The organism is Chryseobacterium daecheongense, assembly GCF_003729955.1.
GTDB classification, from domain to species: Bacteria; Bacteroidota; Bacteroidia; order Flavobacteriales; family Weeksellaceae; genus Chryseobacterium; species Chryseobacterium daecheongense.
The window spans coordinates 220,021-239,925 of the sequence record NZ_RJTX01000001.1; the positions used below are offsets into that span (position 1 = coordinate 220,021).

The 19,905-nt window shown below is 40.1% G+C and carries 11 protein-coding genes; 9 read left to right on the plus strand and 2 right to left on the minus strand.

Going from position 1 to position 19,905, the window contains the following annotated elements; all coding sequences use genetic code 11:
* Positions 1 to 198 precede the first annotated feature (198 nt).
* The 7 genes from EGI05_RS00960 to EGI05_RS00990 all read left to right on the plus strand — a co-directional run bounded on the left by EGI05_RS00960 (position 199) and on the right by EGI05_RS00990 (position 11,900).
* Positions 199 to 2,832 carry a beta-glucosidase gene (locus EGI05_RS00960; protein ID WP_123261208.1) on the plus strand — a complete coding sequence of 878 codons (2,634 nt, stop codon included), beginning with the start codon at positions 199 to 201 and terminating at the stop codon, positions 2,830 to 2,832.
* 62 nt (positions 2,833 to 2,894) lie between these two features.
* Positions 2,895 to 4,883: an alpha-L-arabinofuranosidase C-terminal domain-containing protein gene (locus EGI05_RS00965; RefSeq protein ID WP_123261209.1), complete on the plus strand. Its 1,989-nt coding sequence runs from the start codon at positions 2,895 to 2,897 to the stop codon at positions 4,881 to 4,883.
* 126 nt (positions 4,884 to 5,009) lie between these two features.
* Positions 5,010 to 6,710: a ribulokinase gene (locus EGI05_RS00970; protein WP_123261210.1), complete on the plus strand. Its 1,701-nt coding sequence runs from the start codon at positions 5,010 to 5,012 to the stop codon at positions 6,708 to 6,710.
* Positions 6,711 to 6,737: 27 nt separating this feature from the next.
* Positions 6,738 to 7,448, plus strand: a complete 711-nt coding sequence (locus EGI05_RS00975; protein ID WP_123261211.1) for an L-ribulose-5-phosphate 4-epimerase — start codon at positions 6,738 to 6,740, stop codon at positions 7,446 to 7,448.
* A gap of 39 nt (positions 7,449 to 7,487) precedes the next feature.
* Positions 7,488 to 8,984, plus strand: a complete 1,497-nt coding sequence (gene araA, locus EGI05_RS00980; protein ID WP_123261212.1) for an L-arabinose isomerase — start codon at positions 7,488 to 7,490, stop codon at positions 8,982 to 8,984.
* A 27-nt stretch (positions 8,985 to 9,011) separates the two neighbouring features.
* Positions 9,012 to 10,169, plus strand: a complete 1,158-nt coding sequence (locus EGI05_RS00985) for an aldose epimerase family protein (protein WP_123261213.1) — start codon at positions 9,012 to 9,014, stop codon at positions 10,167 to 10,169.
* Positions 10,170 to 10,172: 3 nt separating this feature from the next.
* Positions 10,173 to 11,900, plus strand: a complete 1,728-nt coding sequence (locus EGI05_RS00990) for a sodium:solute symporter family transporter (protein WP_123261214.1) — start codon at positions 10,173 to 10,175, stop codon at positions 11,898 to 11,900.
* Positions 11,901 to 12,033: 133 nt separating this feature from the next.
* Here EGI05_RS00990 and EGI05_RS00995 read toward each other — a convergent pair whose 3' ends face one another.
* Both EGI05_RS00995 and EGI05_RS01000 read right to left on the minus strand, forming a co-directional pair.
* Complete coding sequence (locus tag EGI05_RS00995; protein ID WP_123261215.1) at positions 12,034 to 13,752, minus strand: RICIN domain-containing protein; 1,719 nt, start codon at positions 13,750 to 13,752, stop codon at positions 12,034 to 12,036.
* 622 nt (positions 13,753 to 14,374) lie between these two features.
* A complete protein-coding gene (locus tag EGI05_RS01000; RefSeq protein WP_123261216.1) occupies positions 14,375 to 15,061 on the minus strand; it encodes an NUDIX hydrolase in 687 nt (228 codons plus the stop codon).
* A 508-nt stretch (positions 15,062 to 15,569) separates the two neighbouring features.
* Here EGI05_RS01000 and EGI05_RS01005 point away from each other — a divergent pair.
* Positions 15,570 to 17,945, plus strand: coding sequence for a glycoside hydrolase family 127 protein (locus EGI05_RS01005; protein WP_123261217.1), 2,376 nt, complete (start codon positions 15,570 to 15,572; stop codon positions 17,943 to 17,945).
* Between the two features lie 31 nt (positions 17,946 to 17,976).
* Positions 17,977 to 19,878 (plus strand): sialate O-acetylesterase, encoded by a 1,902-nt coding sequence (locus tag EGI05_RS01010; RefSeq protein WP_123261218.1) that lies wholly within the window; start codon positions 17,977 to 17,979, stop codon positions 19,876 to 19,878.
* Positions 19,879 to 19,905: the final 27 nt, after the last annotated feature.

The following is a 19,905-nucleotide window of genomic DNA, read 5'->3' on the forward strand; positions in this document are numbered from 1 at the left end:
TCCAAAGCCATCATAAGCACTGCTTATGGTGGCTTTATTTCTATATAATGTAAGATGAAAATTGAAATGACGATTAAATTAAGTGTGTTTTTTACATTTATTTAAAATAGAACGTTATATTTGTTTTTCAGTTCATTGTCGCCCAATAGCATTGACAATTCGTGTACAAGTAAAATAAGAATGAAACCATAATATCTTATGAAAAAGATTGTAGTAAGCATCTGCATAACACTGGCAGCACCTTTATTTTTTGGGCAGAGCCATTATAAATATCCATTCAGAAACCCGGATCTTCCGGTTAATGAAAGAATAGAGAACCTTCTTTCTTTATTGACAACAGAAGAAAAGATAGGAATGATGATGGATAATTCCCAGGCAGTTCCACGTCTGGAAATTCCAGCCTACGGATGGTGGAATGAGGCACTTCACGGGGTGGCAAGAGCAGGAACTGCTACTGTTTTTCCACAGGCAATCGGGATGGCTGCCACATGGGATGTTCCGGAGCATTTTAAAACTTTTGAAATGATTTCTGATGAAGCACGTGCAAAATACAACAGATCTTTTGATGAAGCTCTAAAAACTGGGCGGTACGAAGGACTAACCTTCTGGACCCCCAATATCAATATTTTCCGTGATCCAAGATGGGGAAGAGGTCAGGAAACCTATGGGGAAGACCCTTATCTTACCTCTGTTCTGGGCGTTGCAGCAGTAAAAGGGCTGCAGGGAAATGATCCAAAATATTTTAAGACCCATGCCTGCGCCAAACATTTTGCGGTGCACAGCGGACCGGAATGGAACCGCCATTCCTATAATGCAGAAATTTCAAAAAGAGATTTGTATGAAACGTATCTTCCTGCTTTCAAAGCGTTGGTTCAGGAAGGGAATGTAAGAGAAGTAATGTGTGCCTACAATGCTTTTGATGGCCAACCATGCTGTGCCAATAATACTTTACTTACTGAAATTCTCCGTGGAAAATGGAAGTATGACGGAATGGTCGTCTCAGACTGCTGGGCACTGGCCGATTTTTTTCAGAAAAAATACCACGGCACTCATCCTGACGAAAAAACAACTGCAGCAGATGCCTTGAAACATTCCACAGATCTGGAATGTGGAGATACTTATAACAATCTGAATAAATCTCTTGCAAGCGGACTGATTACCGAAAAAGATATTGATGAGTCAATGCGCCGGATTCTGAAAGGCTGGTTTGAACTGGGAATGCTTGATCCGAGATCTTCCGTTCACTGGAATACAATTCCGTATTCTGTAGTCGATTCTGAAGAACATAAAAAGCAGGCACTGAAAATGGCACAAAAATCAATTGTGCTGATGAAAAACGAAAACAATGTTCTGCCCCTTAGTAGAAACATTAAAAAAATTGCCGTTGTAGGCCCGAATGCTGATGACGGATTGATGCAGCTGGGAAACTATAATGGAACTCCTTCTTCAATTGTAACGATTTTAGACGGAATCAAAACCAAATTCCCGAATGCTGAAATTATGTACGAAAAAGGAAGCGAAGTAACAGATCCTTCGTCCAGAACATCACTCTATCAGAATTTCATCAGTCAGAAAAACGGCGCGAAAGGAATGAAAGTAGCTTTTTTTAATAACAATGAATTCAAAGGCCAGCCGGCAAACATTTCCGTAAATTCCACAGCAATCAGCTACAACAGTTTTGGAGGAACCCAGCTTGCACCCAATGTAGGAAGAGAAAATACCTCAGCGATCATTTCAGGGATTTTCAAAAGTACTTATACAGGAGAGGTTGTGTTTTCTGCTTCCACTTCTGATATTTATACACTTTTCGTGGACGGAAAAGAAATTGCAACAAGAAAAGGTCCTGACGCAAGACATCCTTCAGAGTTTCCTGTAAAAATGGAGAAAGGAAAAGAATACCAGATAGAACTTCGCCATACACAAAAAGGAAAATATGTAAGCATCAGTTTTGAAGTGTATAGAAAAGACCCTGTTAATTTTGCTTCGGTAAGAGAAAAAGTGAAAAGTGCAGATGTCATTGTCTTCGCAGGCGGACTTTCACCAAGTCTGGAAGGTGAAGAAATGATGGTGAATGCAGAAGGCTTCAGAGGAGGTGACAAAACTTCGATAGCCCTTCCTAAAGTCCAGCGGGACCTGTTGGCGGAGCTTAGAAAAACAGGAAAACCTGTTGTTTTTGTTCTTTGTACCGGAAGTGCTCTGGGATTGGAACAGGATGAGAAAAATTATGATGCCCTGTTGAACGCCTGGTATGGCGGACAATCAGGAGGAACTGCTGTGGCAGATGTTTTGGCAGGAGATTATAACCCTTCCGGAAAATTACCCATTACTTTTTACAAAAACCTTGAACAGCTGGACAACGCCCTTTCAAAAACAAGCAAGCACGAAGGATTTGAAAATTATGATATGCAGGGGAGAACGTACCGTTATATGACGGAAAAGCCTCTTTATCCGTTCGGACATGGCCTAAGCTATTCAAAATTTGTTTACGGAGACTCAAAACTGAGCAAAAATACGATCAGCACTAACGAAAATGTGACCATCACAATTCCGGTAACCAATGTTTCAGAAAGGGATGGTGAAGAAGTCGTTCAGGTCTATATCAAAAGAAATAACGATGCCCAGGCGCCGGCAAAAACATTAAGGGCTTTTGAAAGAGCTTTGATTAAATCTAAAGAAACAAAAAATATTCAGCTGACCCTCTCCAAAGACTCATTTGCCTTCTATGATGAAAAAGCAGATGATCTGGTTTCAAAACCCGGTGAGTATACCATTTTTTATGGCGGAACTTCTGATGATGCAGGGTTGAAAAGTATTCTGTTAACAGTAAAATAAAAATTGATTCGGAACAATTGAAACCATTGCAACCCTACAGTAGCTTTCAAAATATATTACCTATGACAACCAAAAATAAAATACTCTCCATCGCGATTTCCCTTAGTGCTGCTTTTTTTTCGGCTCAGAGTAATGCGACCCGTACCTATAACCTGGATCTGAAAGAACCTCCTGCACCTGTTAAAATACAGCCCACCATGTATGGGATTTTCTTTGAAGACATCAATTTTGCAGCAGATGGCGGATTGTATGCTGAACTGATTAAAAACCGCAGTTTTGAATTTGACGAACCATTTACAGGATGGAAACAGCCCAACACAAAAACACTTTCTCCTAATCTGGATTCCGGGTTTCTGACCATTTATACGGATCATTCCAAGACCAATAAAAATTACGCACGAATTACCGTTCTGAATGATAAAAATTATCTTCTGGAGAATGAAGGATTCAGGGGAATAGGGCTTCATCAGGGAGAACAATATGATTTCAGCTTTGATCTGGAGAATGTTTCGGGAAATATTGCTGCGGTAAATGCAAGTCTTGTTGATGAAAATGGAAAGGAAATTTCTTCAGTTTCCACACTCATAAAAGGAAAGGGGTGGCAGAAGTATACAGTAGTTTTCAAAGCACCGAAAACCGTTGAAAAAGCAAAACTGCGGATCACATTTACCGGAAACGGCATCGTGAACATGGATATGATTTCCCTTTTCCCGCAGGATACCTGGAAAGGCAGAAAAGAAGGCTTACGAAAAGATCTGGTTCAGAAATTATATGATTTACAACCCGGTTTTTTGAGATTCCCAGGGGGCTGTATTGTAGAGGGAAGAACTTTGGCAGAACGATATCAGTGGAAAAAAACAATTGGAAATGTGGCAGACCGCGAATATCTCATCAATAAATGGAGCACAGGATTTACGCATCGTCTTACACCGGATTACGGACAGTCTTTCGGACTGGGTTTTTATGAATATTTCCAGCTTTCCGAAGATCTGGGTGCAGAACCTGTTCCTATTCTGAGCTGCGGAATGGCTTGCCAGTTCAATACCGCAGAGCTGGTGAAAATGGAAGACATTGATCCCTACGTTCAGGATGCTTTGGATCTAATTGAATTTGCCAACGGAGGTTCCGGAACAAAATGGGGTAAAATCCGTACTGAAATGGGGCACCCAAAGCCTTTTAATCTAAAATTTATCGGAGTTGGAAATGAACAGTGGGGAGCGGATTATATTGAACGTTATAAAGTATTTGAAAAAGCTATTCATGTAAAATATCCTGACATTAAGATCATTTCCGGAAGCGGACCGTCACCTGACGGCGAGTTCTTTGAATATGGCTGGAAAGAGCTGAAGCAGCTTAATGCACAGATTGTTGATGAGCACTATTACAATTCCCCCGAATGGTTTATGAAAAATGCAGGCAGATACGACCAGTATGATCGCTCCGGGCCAAAAGTTTTTGCCGGGGAATATGCAGCCCAGTCTGTAGGCGTGGTAAAACCTGATAATAAAAATAACTGGCTAACCGCTCTTTCAGAAGCTGCTTTTATGACTGGTCTTGAAAGAAACGCAGATGTGGTCTATATGACTTCCTATGCACCGCTTTTTGCCCATGCTGACGGGTGGCAATGGACGCCTGACCTCATCTGGTTCAATAATCTGAAATCCTACGCGACCCCGAATTATTATGTTCAGAAATTATTTTCCAACAATAAAGGAACGGATGTACTGAAAATTGAAAGTAACGGAAAAGCCTTGTCCGGGCAGGAGAAGTTATATGCTACAGCTGTAAAAGATGCCCAAAATAATGAGATCATTATTAAAATGGTCAATACTGATACTCAGGCTAAAACGGTAAATATCAAACCAGGAACTCTGAAAACAGATAAGAAAATAACCAAAATCCTTCTATCCGCACCACAACTTTCTACTGAAAATAGTTTCAATGCTGAACCCATAAAACCTAAGGAAGAGATTTCTGAAGCCAAAAATGGGGAAATTTCAACGGAAATTCCTGCCAATTCTTTAATTGTTTTAAAGGTGAAATTAATTTAATAATTTGATATTCAGTGTTTTGTTAAAAATAAGTGTGTTTTTTACATTTATTTAAAATAGAATCTTATATTTGTTTTTATCTCATCAGGAGAAATTAATCTCAATAATCAAAAACGTTTCATCACCATGAAAAAATATGTTATCGGGCTGGACTATGGTACAGATTCCGTACGGGCCGTTCTTATTGATACTGAAAACGGTTCTGAAATAACTTCTTCAGTCAGCTATTATCAAAGATGGAAAGAGGGCAAATTTTGTGATCCCTCAGCCAACAGTTTCAGACAGCATCCTTCAGATCATATTGAAGGTCTGGAGAAAACCATTTCAGAAGTTGTAAGAGAAAGCGGAATAGTGCCGGAGCAGATCGTTAGTATTTGCATTGATACAACAGGTTCTTCACCGCTTCCCGTAACACATGATGGAATAGCTTTAGCATTGGTTCCGGGGTTTGAAGAGAATCCCAATGCCATGATGGTTTTATGGAAGGATCATACAGCTATCCGGGAAGCCGAAGAAATCAATACCCTTGCAAGAACCTGGGGTGGGGAAGATTATACAAAATATGAAGGCGGTATCTATTCCTCCGAATGGTTTTGGGCCAAAATATTACACATCAGCAGAGTAGATGCAGAAGTAAAAAATGCTGCTTATACCTGGATGGAACACTGTGATTATCTGACCTATCTTTTATCAGATCATAAAGACCTGGCAACCTTCAAAAGAAGCCGTTGTGCAGCAGGTCATAAAGCCATGTGGCATGAGTCATGGGGCGGTCTGCCTTCTGAAGAATTTCTCAACAGGCTAGATCCCTCTCTGGGAAAGCTCAGAGGAAGATTATACAGGGAAACTTATACCTCAGATGAAGTTGCCGGCTATCTGAATGAAGAGTGGGCCGCTAAAACCGGTCTTACCACTAAAACTGTTATTACAGTAGGAACTTTTGATGCCCATTCAGGCGCAGTGGGAGCAAAGGTTGAAGAAAATGTACTGATCAGGATCATGGGAACTTCCACTTGTGATATCATGGTAGCCTCAGGAGAAACCATCGGAGATACAACCGTTAAAGGAATCTGCGGACAGGTTGACGGCTCCGTAATTCCCGGATTGATAGGACTTGAAGCAGGACAGTCTGCATTTGGAGATGTTCTGGCATGGTATAAAGATATCCTGATGTGGCCGGTTCACCAGATTATGATGCATTCCGAAAATATTTCAGACGAGCAGAAGATAAAACTCGCAGATGAAATGGAGGCCGGGCTTATCAGGAAATTAACCCTTGAAGCAGAAAAAATTCCTCTTTCAGATAGTGTTCCGATTGCATTGGACTGGGTAAACGGAAGAAGAACACCGGATGCAGACCAGGAACTTAAAGCGGCCATCAGCCAGCTTTCTCTGGGAACAAATGCTCCCCATATTTTCAAAGCCCTGGTCAATGCCATTTGTTTCGGAGCTAAAAAGATCGTTGACCGTTTTGAAGAGGAAGGTGTGAAAATCAATAAAGTGATCGGAATCGGGGGAGTAGCAAGGAAATCACCGTTTATCATGCAGACACTCGCTAATGTTCTCGATATGCCTATTGCAGTAGCCGCTTCAGATCAGACTCCTGCTTTGGGTGCTGCTGTTTATGCGGCCGTATCAGCAGGAATTTATCCGACTGTTCAGGAAGCCAGTATGAAAATGGGCTCCGGATTTGAGGCGGAATATCAACCGAAAGCTGAAGAAGTACAACACTACAGAGAATTAATGCAGCAATACCAGAAGCTCGCTGATTTTGTAGAACATAATACCAAACTGAAAAACAACAGGAAAGAACTTCAGAATTCCTGAATATTAACCTTTTGAATTACGCTCAAAATGAATACCTATAAAGAACTCCAAAGAGAATGTTATGAAGCCAATATGCAGCTGGATGCCCTGAAGCTGGTGGTCTATACCTTTGGGAATGTAAGCGCTGTGGACCGCGATAAGGGGATTTTTGCCATTAAACCAAGCGGTGTTCCCTATGACATTTTAAAACCGGAAGATATGGTAATTTTAGACTTTGACGCCAATGTCATTGAAGGGAAACTCAGACCCTCTTCCGATACCAAGACGCATGCTTACCTGTATAAAAACTGGGAAAATATCGGTGGAATTTCCCACACTCATGCGATCTATTCCGTAGCGTGGGCACAGGCACAGATGGATATTCCTGTTTTCGGAACCACCCATGCAGACCATCTTACAACAGATATTCCCTGTGCTCCACCTATGCGGGATGAGCTGATCGAAGGAAATTACGAATACAATACAGGAATACAGATTCTGGAATGCTTTAAAGAAAAACAGCTGTCTCCGGAAGAAGTAGAAATGGTTCTTATTGGCAATCACGGTCCGTTTACCTGGGGAAAAAATGCTGAGAAAGCAGTCTATAACAGCAAAGTGCTGGAAACCATTGCCGAAATGGCTTATCTCACCAGACAGATCAATCCTGATGCAGAACGTCTGAAAGACTCACTCATCAAAAAACATTATGAACGTAAGCACGGCAAAAATGCTTATTACGGACAGGAATCTCAACACTAAACACTTCAACATAAACAACTATTAACGATCAACAAAATTATGTTAACACCTCTCAATACCAAAGAAATCTGGTTCATCACAGGAAGTCAGCATTTATACGGACCAGAAACACTGGCGCAGGTAGCAGACCACTCAAAAAAAATTGGGGAAGAACTTGAAAAATCTTCTTTCATTCCGGTAAAAATCATTGTAAAGCCAACGGTAAAAACTACCGAAGAGATATTTGAAACCATTGCAGCAGCCAATCATGCAGAAAACTGTATAGGAGTGATTACCTGGATGCATACCTTTTCACCCGCTAAAATGTGGATCAGAGGATTAAAAATTTTACAGAAACCTCTTCTGCATCTGCATACTCAGTTCAACAGGGATATTCCGTGGTCTACCATGGACATGGACTTTATGAACCTTAACCAGGCGGCTCATGGAGACCGTGAATTTGGTTTTATGGTAAGCAGGCTCCGAAAGAACAGAAAAGTAGTGGTAGGGCACTGGTCAGAAGAAAGAGTTCAGAAGCAGATCGGTGACTGGAGCCGTGTTGCTGCAGGCTGGGATGACTGGCAAGGAGCTAAATTTGCGCGTTTCGGGGATAATATGAGGTTTGTAGCTGTAACAGATGGAGATAAAGTGGAAGCTGAAACCCAGTTCGGCTTTTCAGTCAATACCTGGGGAATCGGTGATCTTGTCGGCGTTATCAATTCTGTAAGCGAAGGAGAGATAAAAAGCCTTATGGAAGAATATGAATCTTCTTATCACATGGCAGCCTCCCTCTTGGAAGGAGGTGCCAACAGAAACTCACTGCACACCGCCGCAAAAATTGAATTAGGGCTTGAAAAGTTTTTAAAAGATGGTGGATTTAAAGGATTTTCAGATACCTTTGAAGACCTTCACGGGCTGGAGCAGCTGCCGGGAATTGCAGTACAGCGCCTGATGCAGAAAGGATACGGATTTGCAGGTGAGGGAGACTGGAAAACAGCAGCGCTCGTACGTGCCATGAAAACAATGGGGCAGGGTCTTGAAGGTGGAAACGCCTTTATGGAAGATTATACCTATCATCTTGATCCTTCCAATCCTTCTATTTTAGGCTCCCATATGCTGGAAGTAGATCCTGTGCTGGCCGCCGGGAAAGCATCATGTGAGATTCATCCGCTGGGAATCGGGGGAAAAGCAGATCCCGTTCGTCTTGTTTTCAATTCCAGAGGAAATATTGACTCTCTGAACGCTGCATTGATGGACTTTGGAAACCATTTCAGACTCTTGATCAATAAAACCAGAGCATTGGAAATTACAGAAGACCTGCCAAAGCTTCCGGTAGCAAGAGTTTTATGGAAACCTCTTCCTGATTTATATACAGCCGCAGAAGCCTGGATACTGGCAGGAGGGGCACACCATACATGTTACAGTGAAAATATTTCAGTAGAACAGCTGGAAGATTTTGCTGAGATAGCAGGAATTGAATCATTAGTCATTGATGAAGATACCAGAATGCGTGATTTTAAAAATACACTTCGTTGGAATGAAATGTATTATCGTTAATTAATTTTAAAAAATATGTAAATAATTATGAAAAAAACAACATATAATGGCATTTTTATTTTATTATTTTTAATTATTTTCGGCTGTAAAAAAGAAAATAATAAACAGGATATTTCAGGAAAAATGGAGAACATTTCTACTTCAGACTATGGAGTTACGCCAAAAGGCGATTCTATTAAAAAATACACGTTGACCAATAAAAACGGGATGAAAGTTGAAGTCATCAACTTCGGTGGAATTATTACTTCTTTAACTGCCCCGGACAGAAACGGGAAATACGAAGATGTAGTACTCGGTTTTACAAAACCTGAAGGATATTTCGATGGAAACCCTTATTATTTCGGGGCTTTGATCGGAAGATACGGAAACAGAATTGCCAATGCCAAATTCGCACTGGAAGGTAAAACATACGAAATTGATAAAAATGATGGTCCTAACAGCCTTCACGGAGGAAAGGAGGGATTTCATACCAGATTCTGGAGTATTGAGGTAGTAAAAGATGCAAAATTTCCGACATTGAAATTGTCTTATACCAGTGCAGACGGTGAAGAAGGGTATCCGGGAAAATTAACAACAACCGTTTTCTACACCCTTACGGATGACAATGCTTTGGAAATTTCCTATGAAGCAGAAACCAATAAACCTACAGTAGTAAATCTTACCCAGCACTCCTATTTTAACCTGTCAGGAAATTTTACCAAAACAATTACTGATCATGAAATGCAGATCAATGCAGATCATTTTCTTCCGGTAAATGAAACATTGATTCCTACTGGTGAGCAGAAAGCAGTAAAAGGAACTCCCTTTGATTTCATGGTGTCAAAACCCATCGGAAAAGATATCGGTGCAGACGATGATCAGCTGAAAAAAGGAAAAGGGTATGACCATAACTGGATTCTGAACGGAAAAGGATTAAGAAGCATCGCCAAAGTTTATCATCAGGGAACAGGAAGACTGATGGAAGTCTTCACAGATGAACCCGGTGTGCAGTTTTATTCCGGTAATTTTCTCGACGGAAAGTTTGATACTAAAACTGGCGGCAAAAATGAATTCAGAACAGGATTCTGTTTAGAAACACAACATTTCCCGGATTCGCCAAATCAGCCTTCTTTCCCTTCTACAGAATTGAAGCCCGGACAGAAATACCAGTCGAAAACAATCTATAAATTCTCCGTTAAAAAGTAAACTATGGGAAAATTAGCAACTATTGATATTATCATATTCCTGATCTATTTTGTAGTGGTAGCTTCCTACGGATTATGGATCTATAAAAAGAAGAAATCCGAATCTACAGGAAGTAAAGATTATTTCCTGGCAGAAGGATCTTTGACCTGGTGGGCTATCGGAGCCAGCTTAATCGCTTCCAATATTTCTGCGGAACAGTTTATCGGAATGAGTGGCGAAGGTTTCTTTGTCGGAATCGCTGTTGCCGCTTACGAATGGATTGCTGCCGTTGCGCTGATCATTATTGCAGTCTGGTTTATTCCAATCTATCTTAAAAATAAGATCTATACCATGCCCCAGTTTCTGGAAAGAAGGTATAACAAATCTGTTTCGCTGATCATGGCTGTATTCTGGCTGTTTCTGTATGTTATTGTGAATCTTACATCCATCCTTTACCTTGGTGCTCTTGCTATTGATACTTTACTGGGAGGAGAACATCTTCACGGTATTATGATTGGCCTTTTGCTTATGGCGCTTCTGATTGGCTTGGGCGGCATGAAAGTGATTGGATATACAGACGTTATACAGGTAGCAGTCCTTATTATCGGAGGTTTTGCAACGGTTTATATGGCTTTACAGATTGTAGACCAGAGAATCAACGGAGCGGCTGTAGGGAATGCGCTGGCAGGATTCAATACCCTGATCAATGAGGCACCGCAGCATTTTAAGCTGGTTCTTGAAAAACCGACAACAACCACTACTACATTGGCAATGCCTCAGAATCTGGAGGTACAGAAATATGTGGTGTTACCAGGTCTGGCCATGTATTTTGCAGGTCAGTGGATTGTTAACCTGAACTATTGGGGCTGTAATCAATACATCACCCAGAGAGCTTTGGGGGCAGATCTGAAAACGGCAAGAACAGGAATTTTATTTGCAGGATTTCTGAAGCTATTCATGCCTGTGATCGTAATGCTTCCGGGAATCGCTGCTTATGTATTGTACTCTAAAGGGCACCTTCCTGGATTCAATGGGGTGAAAGACGGTGCATACTCTGCGATATTAGGATTCTTACCAGTAGGGCTTAAAGGATTGGCAATTGCCGCTTTGACGGCAGCGATTGTGGCTTCACTTGCAGGGAAAGTGAACAGTATCTCAACCATTTTTACTCTGGATATCTATAAAAAATACCTTAAAACAGATGCCACCGAAATCCAGATGGTGAGAACAGGCCGTTGGGTCATTATTATTGCTATGATGGCAGCATTGGCCTTTACCTGGACGGACGTTTTAGGAATTGGCGGTGAAGGAGGTTTCACATTTATTCAGAAATATACAGGCTTTATCAGTCCGGGAGTTTTTGCTATGTTCCTTCTGGGAATGTTCTGGAAAAGAACAACGGGAACTGCTGCTTTGGTAGGAGTTATCTTAGGCTTTGTCCTGGCGATCTTCTTCAACAGCTTTGCAGTAGGAATTTTCGGGAAAGAAACCTGGATGTATACAGCGTTCACTTATGAAAAGCTTGAGAATGGAGTGGTTCATACCATTACAGAGATTCCTTTCCTGATCAATATGGGATGGTCATTTTTTATCACAATAATTGTAATGATACTGATCAGTCTTGCAGGTCCGAAGGTAAATCCTAAAGCCTTTGCCATTGATGTGACCATGTTTAAAGTAGATAACAGAACTTTAGTTTTGATTGTGATGACACTGCTTTTACTGACCGCATTATATGTAAGATTTTGGTAAAAGTGAATGGTCAATAGTGAATTCGTTTTACTGTCAATTTTTTTAATTCATTATTGACTTGCAAAGCAAAATTGACTTTTCACATATAATAAAAAAATAGGATGCTAAAAAGGCATCCTATTTTTTATTGGTATCAGTTCATCCCAATATATTTGAACTTGAACAATTGACAGGATGTACCGTAATAATCCCAAAGGTGTAAGTTTGAATTACCATCCATGGTGCAGTTGGGGATATCCCAGCCACGTGTAGGATCCACCTTGGATAGGATTTTGTAGTAACCATTGGAGACAGCGACTACTTGCCATGCCTGTGCGTCATTATTATAATTCTGCCAAAGGCGGATTGAAGTTCCCAATGTGTTGCTATTATTTGCCAGGTCAATGCAGCGATTGGATGCACTCGCCTTGGATACAAAACGCCAGTAGCCATTACCTGCGTCAATGGCAACCCACCGCTGTGCAGAAGCTCCATTTCTTGTCCATGGTCTTAACACTGCGCCGTTGGTATCCTCTCCGGATTTCAGATCAAGTACTTTGTTAGCATCGGTCTGAAACTCGATCTCGTAAATACCATTGTTAACCAGGCTGCTGTTTGTATTACAGTTTCCAACAGGATAATTGGAAGATGCATATTGCTGGAACCACTGTTTAACTGGTGCGGCGCAGGCTTCCCAATCGTTGTTGTAGGCTGTTCCTGCATTAGGATCACCTTTGTGGAGGAGATTATCCGGGGCAAGAACATTCCAGCTTACATTGCCTGACTGATCCACGATATATTTTAAATTGGCCCCAAACCCGCTTCCGCCTGCAGTACCTGTTGTACCGATGCCGAAGGTACCATACCCCTGAGGTGCCCAGTCAGTTTCAGTAATGGCGATTGGTGCTATATCTGCAATTGGTTTAACATTGATATTCCATGCGTTCTGAAAGGATTGATAGTTGTTGAGACCACCCCAGTAACCCGGATAGATATGAACAGCATAACCGATATTACCACCCGTGATCTGATTATTGACATAGCCTTGATAATGTGATTGCCATCCTGTACCCGGTATCCAGCAGACATTATTGGCCCCATTGTTGCGAATGATGTTGACTAATGGCTGGAAGAAGTTTTTAAGTGCTGCAAAGTGCTCGTTCCCCGTTGATCCCCATGTGCCGTTTGTCCCCAGAATCTCAACAGGTTCGTTGGCTAATTCGAACATCACATTGTCAGCATTCTTTAGGCTCGGATGTTGCGACAAAAAGGTCCATACGGTTTTAAGATAACTATGATAGGCATCATTCACAGCAATACGATTTGGACATACACCTGGTGGACGCAGGATGACATACATTCCCAGGCTGCGAGCATGGTTGATCAGTGGGATTATCACCTGATCGGTGTAAGTAACCAGACGGCTATAATTGAATCTTGAGATATCGTTCTCCGGGATAGCCGGTCCGGGATCATTGGTCCAATACGGATCAATGTGAAGGCGGATGTAATTGAGATACCAGCCATCGGAAGCGCTGCTGAGCTTGTTCATGACAGCTTTGTTGTAGTTTAGAGCGCCCTGGACATTGTAATTATCCCAGGTACAGTAGCCGGAATTAGCACCATATTGACAGCCATTGAACCAGGGGCTGGGTGTTATGGCAACCCCATGTAAGACAACGTTATTGTCACAGGGATCTTTAAGGTATCTGCCTCCAACATGCAGCATTGGTGTTGCGGCCAATGCTCTTGCGCTAGCGCTGGCACTTAAGGTGGTTTCAGATTCTTCTAGTAAATTTTTTTCATCCATCGTAGAACAGCTGGAAAGAATGATTAACAGAAAGGCAAATAGCCACATTTTGTTTGTTCTCATAATTTATATATTTAAAGATTCGGTCTTTTTTTTAGTCATCAATATCTCGAGTCCCTAACACAGGAGTATTGGGCAGATAAGTAAAACTTCTTAATTTATTGACGTTGGGTTGAATAAGAATTGCTGTTATATTCTATTAAACCGACTAATTCTTCAACACTGGTTTCGGTAGAACAATGGAACCATTTTTATTCAGTTTCCGATTTGAAAATCTTTTCGTCTCTTTTTCTGGGTTCCTGCGTATGTAAGTGTGGAATTTATTAAAATTTAAGTTATTGTTAAATATGGTTATTAGTTTTATATAAAAATACATATAATATTAAATATAAATCAATATTTTATTAAAAATTAACAAAAAATTACATATCATAATTGAATTGTGAGCCATATAATCATAATACATTTTGTGGTAGGGGAAAAGAAAAAACCTTATCATAAATTTTTATTACGATAATTCTAAAAAAAGACAAAATAACTGTTTACCCTGCTTGAAATTTCCCACAAGAGCATAAAAAAATCTCACTTATGTGAGATTTTAATAAGAGTGTGCGGAATTTTTTTACAACTCTAAATTGTCAATTTTCTAAAAAAGTTATTTCTAAAATTATACAGGTTGCAAATATTATATCTTAAACATAAATCCCTGTGAGATCTTTTTATTGTATTTTTTTTCGTCAAACCGGTAAAGAAAAGAGCCTTTTCTGGATGAACTCATGTCCTTTTTGTTGGTATTGACAAGGATATCCAGACTGTTGACTTTACTGGTAAAATTCCGTTTATCGAATTTTTCATCGAAAATAGCTTCATAAAGATTCTGTAGATCCTTCATCGTAAATTTTTCGGGAAGAAGCTCAAACCCTATAGGCCTTGTGGAAGCTCTTCTTCTCAGTCTGGCTACTGCATCCTTTACCATATCATTATGATCGAAAATAAGGTCAGGTGCTTTTTTAAGCTCAACCCATTCTGCGTTGTACTGTTCATTGATCTGAATATCTTTTTCAATATTAATCAGTGCATAATAGGAGATTGACATAATTCTGGCTGTTGGCTCACGTTTGATTTCCGTGTAGCATTTCAGTTGCTCAAGATAGATGTTTTCAAGTCCTGTCAGAGTATGCAAAACCCTGGTAGCTGCTTCATCAGACGTTTCGTCACTGCCAATGAAGCCACCCATCAGTGACCATTCGCCCATCTGTGGTTCGAAGTTTCTTTTTACCAAAAGGATTTTAAGATTTTCGCCGTCAAAACCGAAAATGATACAGTCAACGGCAACAAGGTGTTTGGGATATTGGGAGTAATCCTCAGTCATCTTTTATATTTTACTACAAAGGTAAAGCTTTTATAGATACAATGTTATATAAATGTGATTCATACACTTTTTAATATAAAATCATTTATTTTCATTATAATTATTTCTCCAAAGGTATTTTTGGGGGTTAAAACAGTTAACATTAATGAAAAATATCATTGAAATAAGGTTAAATGTACATGAATTGAATGTTAAAATTATGTTAAAATCAAAATTAGGATTAATAATAAGTAAGTAAAAGAGCTTAACGTTAAAAATACGATAAGGTATGGATGATATTGTTGAAATTATGATCAGAACATATCCTGAATTCATTTTCATAGGGAATCATACGATTTTATCGTCTTGTTTTTCTGTCAGTTGATTATCTTATTTTTTATGATAAGGTAGTGTGTTTCCTGTTGTTTTTAAAGCCTCATGAAAGGTTTTAAATAAAATTCAGACTCATAAAATGTTTTGTATGTTGATTCTTTCCATTATTTTAGAAATGTTGAATTAACATTTATAAATGACCCCAAAACTTTCAGTTTTTTTATTGTGTTTTGCTGCATTTACCTCGGCTCAGGTGAAGGAGAAAATTCATTATTTCCCTTTAGAAACAGTAAAGTTATCAGAGAGTATTTTCAATAAAGCCATGATGGCGGACCGGAAGTATCTCATGGAGATGGAGCCGGACAGGCTGTTAGCTCCCTATCTTAAAGAAGCCGGATTGAAACCAAAAGCAGATAATTATCCCAATTGGGAAAATACAGGTCTGGACGGTCATATAGGGGGACACTATCTCTCCGCATTATCCCTGATGTATGCTTCTACAGGAGATGTCGCAATAAAACGGAGAATTGATTATATGATCAGTGAGCTGGAACGTTGCCAAAAAGTATCTCCGGACGGATACATGTCAGGAATTCCCAACGGGAAAAAGATCTGGAAAGAAATAAAACAGGGAAATATACGTGCTTCAGGCTTCGGCTTGAACGATCGGTGGGTACCTTTATATAATATTCACAAGTTGTATGCGGGATTACGCGATGCCTACTGGTACGCGAAAAGTGAAAAAGCAAAGACCATGTTGATCAGACTCACGGATTGGATGATGAATGAAGTATCAGGACTTTCTGATGAACAGATACAGGATATGCTGCGCAGTGAGCATGGAGGACTCAATGAAGTTTTTGCAGATGTTTATGATATTACTCATGACAAAAAATATCTGCAGCTGGCTCACCGCTTTTCCCATCAGGCTATCCTTACTCCTCTTTTAGCAGGAGAAGATAAACTTACAGGACTCCATGCCAATACACAGATTCCTAAAGTCATAGGTTACAAACGTATTGCCGATCTTGAAAATAATACATCCTGGAGCAATGCTGCTGATTTTTTCTGGCATAATATTACTGAGAAAAGATCATCTATTATTGGTGGAAACAGTGTCAGTGAACATTTTAACCCTGTTAATGATTTCAGCAGTATGATAAAAAGTATTGAAGGTCCGGAAACCTGCAATACCTACAATATGCTCAAGCTTACCAAAGAGCTTTATGCAACGCTGCCCGAATCTTACTACATAGATTATTACGAAAAGGCATTATATAATCATATCCTTTCCACGGAAAATTATGATCAGGGAGGCTTCGTTTACTTTACTCCAATGCGTCCCGGGCACTATCGTGTTTATTCACAACCCCAGACCAGCTTCTGGTGCTGTGTAGGATCCGGAATGGAAAATCATGCCAAATATGGAGAAATGATTTATGCCCGGTCGGATAAGGATTTATATGTGAACCTGTTTATTCCTTCCACATTGACATGGGAGCAGCAAAAAATAGTGCTCCGTCAGGTCAATAACTTCCCAGAAGTTCCTGAAACGACATTGATTTTTGATGCTGCTGGAAAGTCAGAATTTGATTTGAAACTGAGATGCCCGGAATGGACAAAATCTTCGGAAGTAATAATTTTGATTAATGGAAAACAACAGAAAGTACAACGTGGTTCCGACGGCTATTTTACGCTGACTAAAAAATGGAAAAAAGGGGATGTTGTGAAAATGACCTTGCCGATGCATCTTTCTGCAGAACAACTTCCTGACCATTCCAATTATTATGCATTTAAATACGGTCCTGTAGTGCTCGCCGCAATATACGGTACCGAAAACCAACAGGGGCTACTTGCGGATGACAGCAGAGGCGGCCATATTGCTCACGGTCCGCAAATCCCTTTAAACGAAATTCCCGTCCTCCTTGGAAATCCTTCCGAGGTGGTCAACCATGTTACGCCTTTAAACAATAGACCGCTCAACTTTGCTGTTAAAGGCTTGTATCCATCTGAAAAATTCGGGGAAGGGCTAAGCCTTATGCCGTTTTACAGTATTCAGGCAGAAAGATATATCCTGTACTGGCCGCAGGCTGACAAAAACGGAATAGAAAATATGCTGAAACAGAGAGCAAAAGAAGAAGCGGAAACCAGAAAGCTGGATATGATCACCACAGATAAGATCCAGCTGGGAGAACAACAACCTGAATCAGATCATTTTATAGAAAACAAAGACTCTGGTACAGGATATATGGAAGACCGCCATTTCCGTGATGCCAAAGGCTGGTTCAGCTATCAGATGAAAAATACCGGAAAAAATGCTTCATACCTTTACTTGCTTTATTTTGATGCGAATACTAACCGTACATTGAATATTGAGATCAACGGTAAAAAAATCATTGCTCAAAATCTGGAAGGAAAGTCAGGAGCTTTGCCTCAATATCTGGCCGTTCCGATACCGGATTCAGAAAAGAATAAAGAAAATCTTACTGTAAAATTCCTGGCAGACGAAAAACTCATGACTGTTAAAGTCATTGAAGTTCGTTTACTGACAGAAAATTACGAAAAGAAATAAAAGCTGAATAAAACAAAAACAGATTTTTTCCATGAAAAACAGAATCCTATACTTATTATTTTTTCTTGCAACCATTTACGGTTTTGATGCAAAAGTAAGGCTGCCTGCTTTGGTTTCAGACGGAATGATCCTTCAGAGAAATCAGGACCTGAAGATTTGGGGATATGCAGATGCAGGAGAAAAAATTACGATTAAGTTTATCAACAAAACATATAGTGCCACAGCTGATCAGAATGGAAACTGGTCGCTCATGCTTCCTAAGCTTAATGCAGGTGGCCCATTTATCATGACGATTAATGAGATCACCCTTAAAGACATTCTTATTGGTGATGTGTGGGTAGCTTCGGGACAATCCAATATGGAACTTCCAATGCGCAGGCTGACGCCTCTGTATGAAAATGAAATTAAAAACGCCAATAATCAGAATATAAGATTCTTCACTGTTCCGCAGAAATACAATTTTAAAGCTCCACAAAATGATCTTGACGGAGGAAAATGGGAAAGTACCAATCCTCAGACCATTCTTAATTTTTCAGGGGTTGCTTATTTCTTTGCCAAAGAACTGAATGAAAAAAATAAAGTTCCTGTAGGAATCATTCATACAAGCCTGGGAGGATCTCCGGTTCAGGCCTGGATGGATGAAAAATCACTGAAAAAATATCCGGAATATCTGGCTGAAACAGAAAAATGGAAAAATGATGATCTGATACAATCTACGGAATCCCAGGAACAGTCACTAAGCAAGGCATGGTATGCAGAGCTGGATCAGAGCGACATCGGGTTGAACCAGCACTGGGAAAAAGTCAACACAAATGATTCCGGATGGAAAACCATGATGGTACCCGGATCATGGGAGGATCAGGAAGGACCGTTTGATGGTTCGGTATGGTTCCGTAAAGAATTTATCCTGCCTAAAGGAGTAGACCAGAAAACAGCATTTTTAAATCTGGGAAGGATAAAAGATGCTGACATTACCTACATCAACGGAATTAAAGTGGGAAATGTAACCTATGAATATCCTCCACGCTGGTATGATATTCCGAAAGGTGTTTTAAAAGAAGGAAAGAATATCATTACGGTAAGAGTCATCAATGGCGGAGGGAAAGGACAGTTTATCGCCGATAAACCGTATTATTTAGAAATTAACGGACAAAAAACAGACCTGAAAGGCGAATGGAAATATAAAATAGGAGCAAAAATGGAAAAAATGGCTCCCGGACAAACATTTATTCGTTGGAAACCGGTAGGACTTTACAATGCAATGATCAATCCGCTGATCAATTATAAAATCAGGGGATTTATCTGGTACCAGGGTGAAAGCAATACAGGAAAGCCAAAAGAATATGGAGATTTGCTGTCAACAATGATTTTAGACTGGCGTTCAAAATGGAACAAGACTGATCTGCCGTTCTTCATTGTACAGCTGGCTAATTTTATGGAGAAAAAAGATGAACCGATTGAAAGCAACTGGGCCGAGCTGAGAGAACAGCAGAAACAGGTTTCTCTCAGTGTTCCTCATACAGGTCTTGCAGTAACTATTGATGTGGGAGAATGGAACGATATTCATCCGCTCAATAAAAAAGCAGTGGGGGATAGGCTGGCTTTACAGGCGCTGAAAATCGAAGGTAAAAAAATCATAGCTGACGGACCCGTTTATCAGTCAATGAAAACAGAAGAAAATACCATTATTCTATCTTTTAAATCCGGAACGGATGACCTGGTACAGGGAGAACTAAAAGGTTTTGCCATACAGCAGAAAGATGGTAGCTACCAATGGGCAAAAGCACAAGCAAAAGGTAATAAGGTCATTGTATGGAATGATCAGATAGATAATCCTGTCAATGTACGCTATGACTGGGCAGATAACCCTGATGGGAATCTTAAAAACAAAAACGGGCTTCCAGCTTCACCTTTTACAACAGAACAAAATTAATTTAACATAGAAAACTTTATCAAAATC

Bases quoted from the DNA above. Each gene is read 5' to 3' on its own strand.
- EGI05_RS00965 (WP_123261209.1), top strand. From the start codon at position 2,895: ATGACAACCAAAAATAAAATACTCTCCATCGCGATTTCCCTTAGTGCT.
- EGI05_RS00985 (WP_123261213.1), top strand. From the start codon at position 9,012: ATGAAAAAAACAACATATAATGGCATTTTTATTTTATTATTTTTAATT.
- EGI05_RS00975 (WP_123261211.1), top strand. From the start codon at position 6,738: ATGAATACCTATAAAGAACTCCAAAGAGAATGTTATGAAGCCAATATG.
- EGI05_RS00970 (WP_123261210.1), top strand. From the start codon at position 5,010: ATGAAAAAATATGTTATCGGGCTGGACTATGGTACAGATTCCGTACGG.
- araA (WP_123261212.1), top strand. From the start codon at position 7,488: ATGTTAACACCTCTCAATACCAAAGAAATCTGGTTCATCACAGGAAGT.
- EGI05_RS00995 (WP_123261215.1), bottom strand. From the start codon at position 13,752: ATGAGAACAAACAAAATGTGGCTATTTGCCTTTCTGTTAATCATTCTT.
- EGI05_RS00960 (WP_123261208.1), top strand. From the start codon at position 199: ATGAAAAAGATTGTAGTAAGCATCTGCATAACACTGGCAGCACCTTTA.
- EGI05_RS01005 (WP_123261217.1), top strand. From the start codon at position 15,570: ATGACCCCAAAACTTTCAGTTTTTTTATTGTGTTTTGCTGCATTTACC.
- EGI05_RS01010 (WP_123261218.1), top strand. From the start codon at position 17,977: ATGAAAAACAGAATCCTATACTTATTATTTTTTCTTGCAACCATTTAC.
- EGI05_RS01000 (WP_123261216.1), bottom strand. From the start codon at position 15,061: ATGACTGAGGATTACTCCCAATATCCCAAACACCTTGTTGCCGTTGAC.
- EGI05_RS00990 (WP_123261214.1), top strand. From the start codon at position 10,173: ATGGGAAAATTAGCAACTATTGATATTATCATATTCCTGATCTATTTT.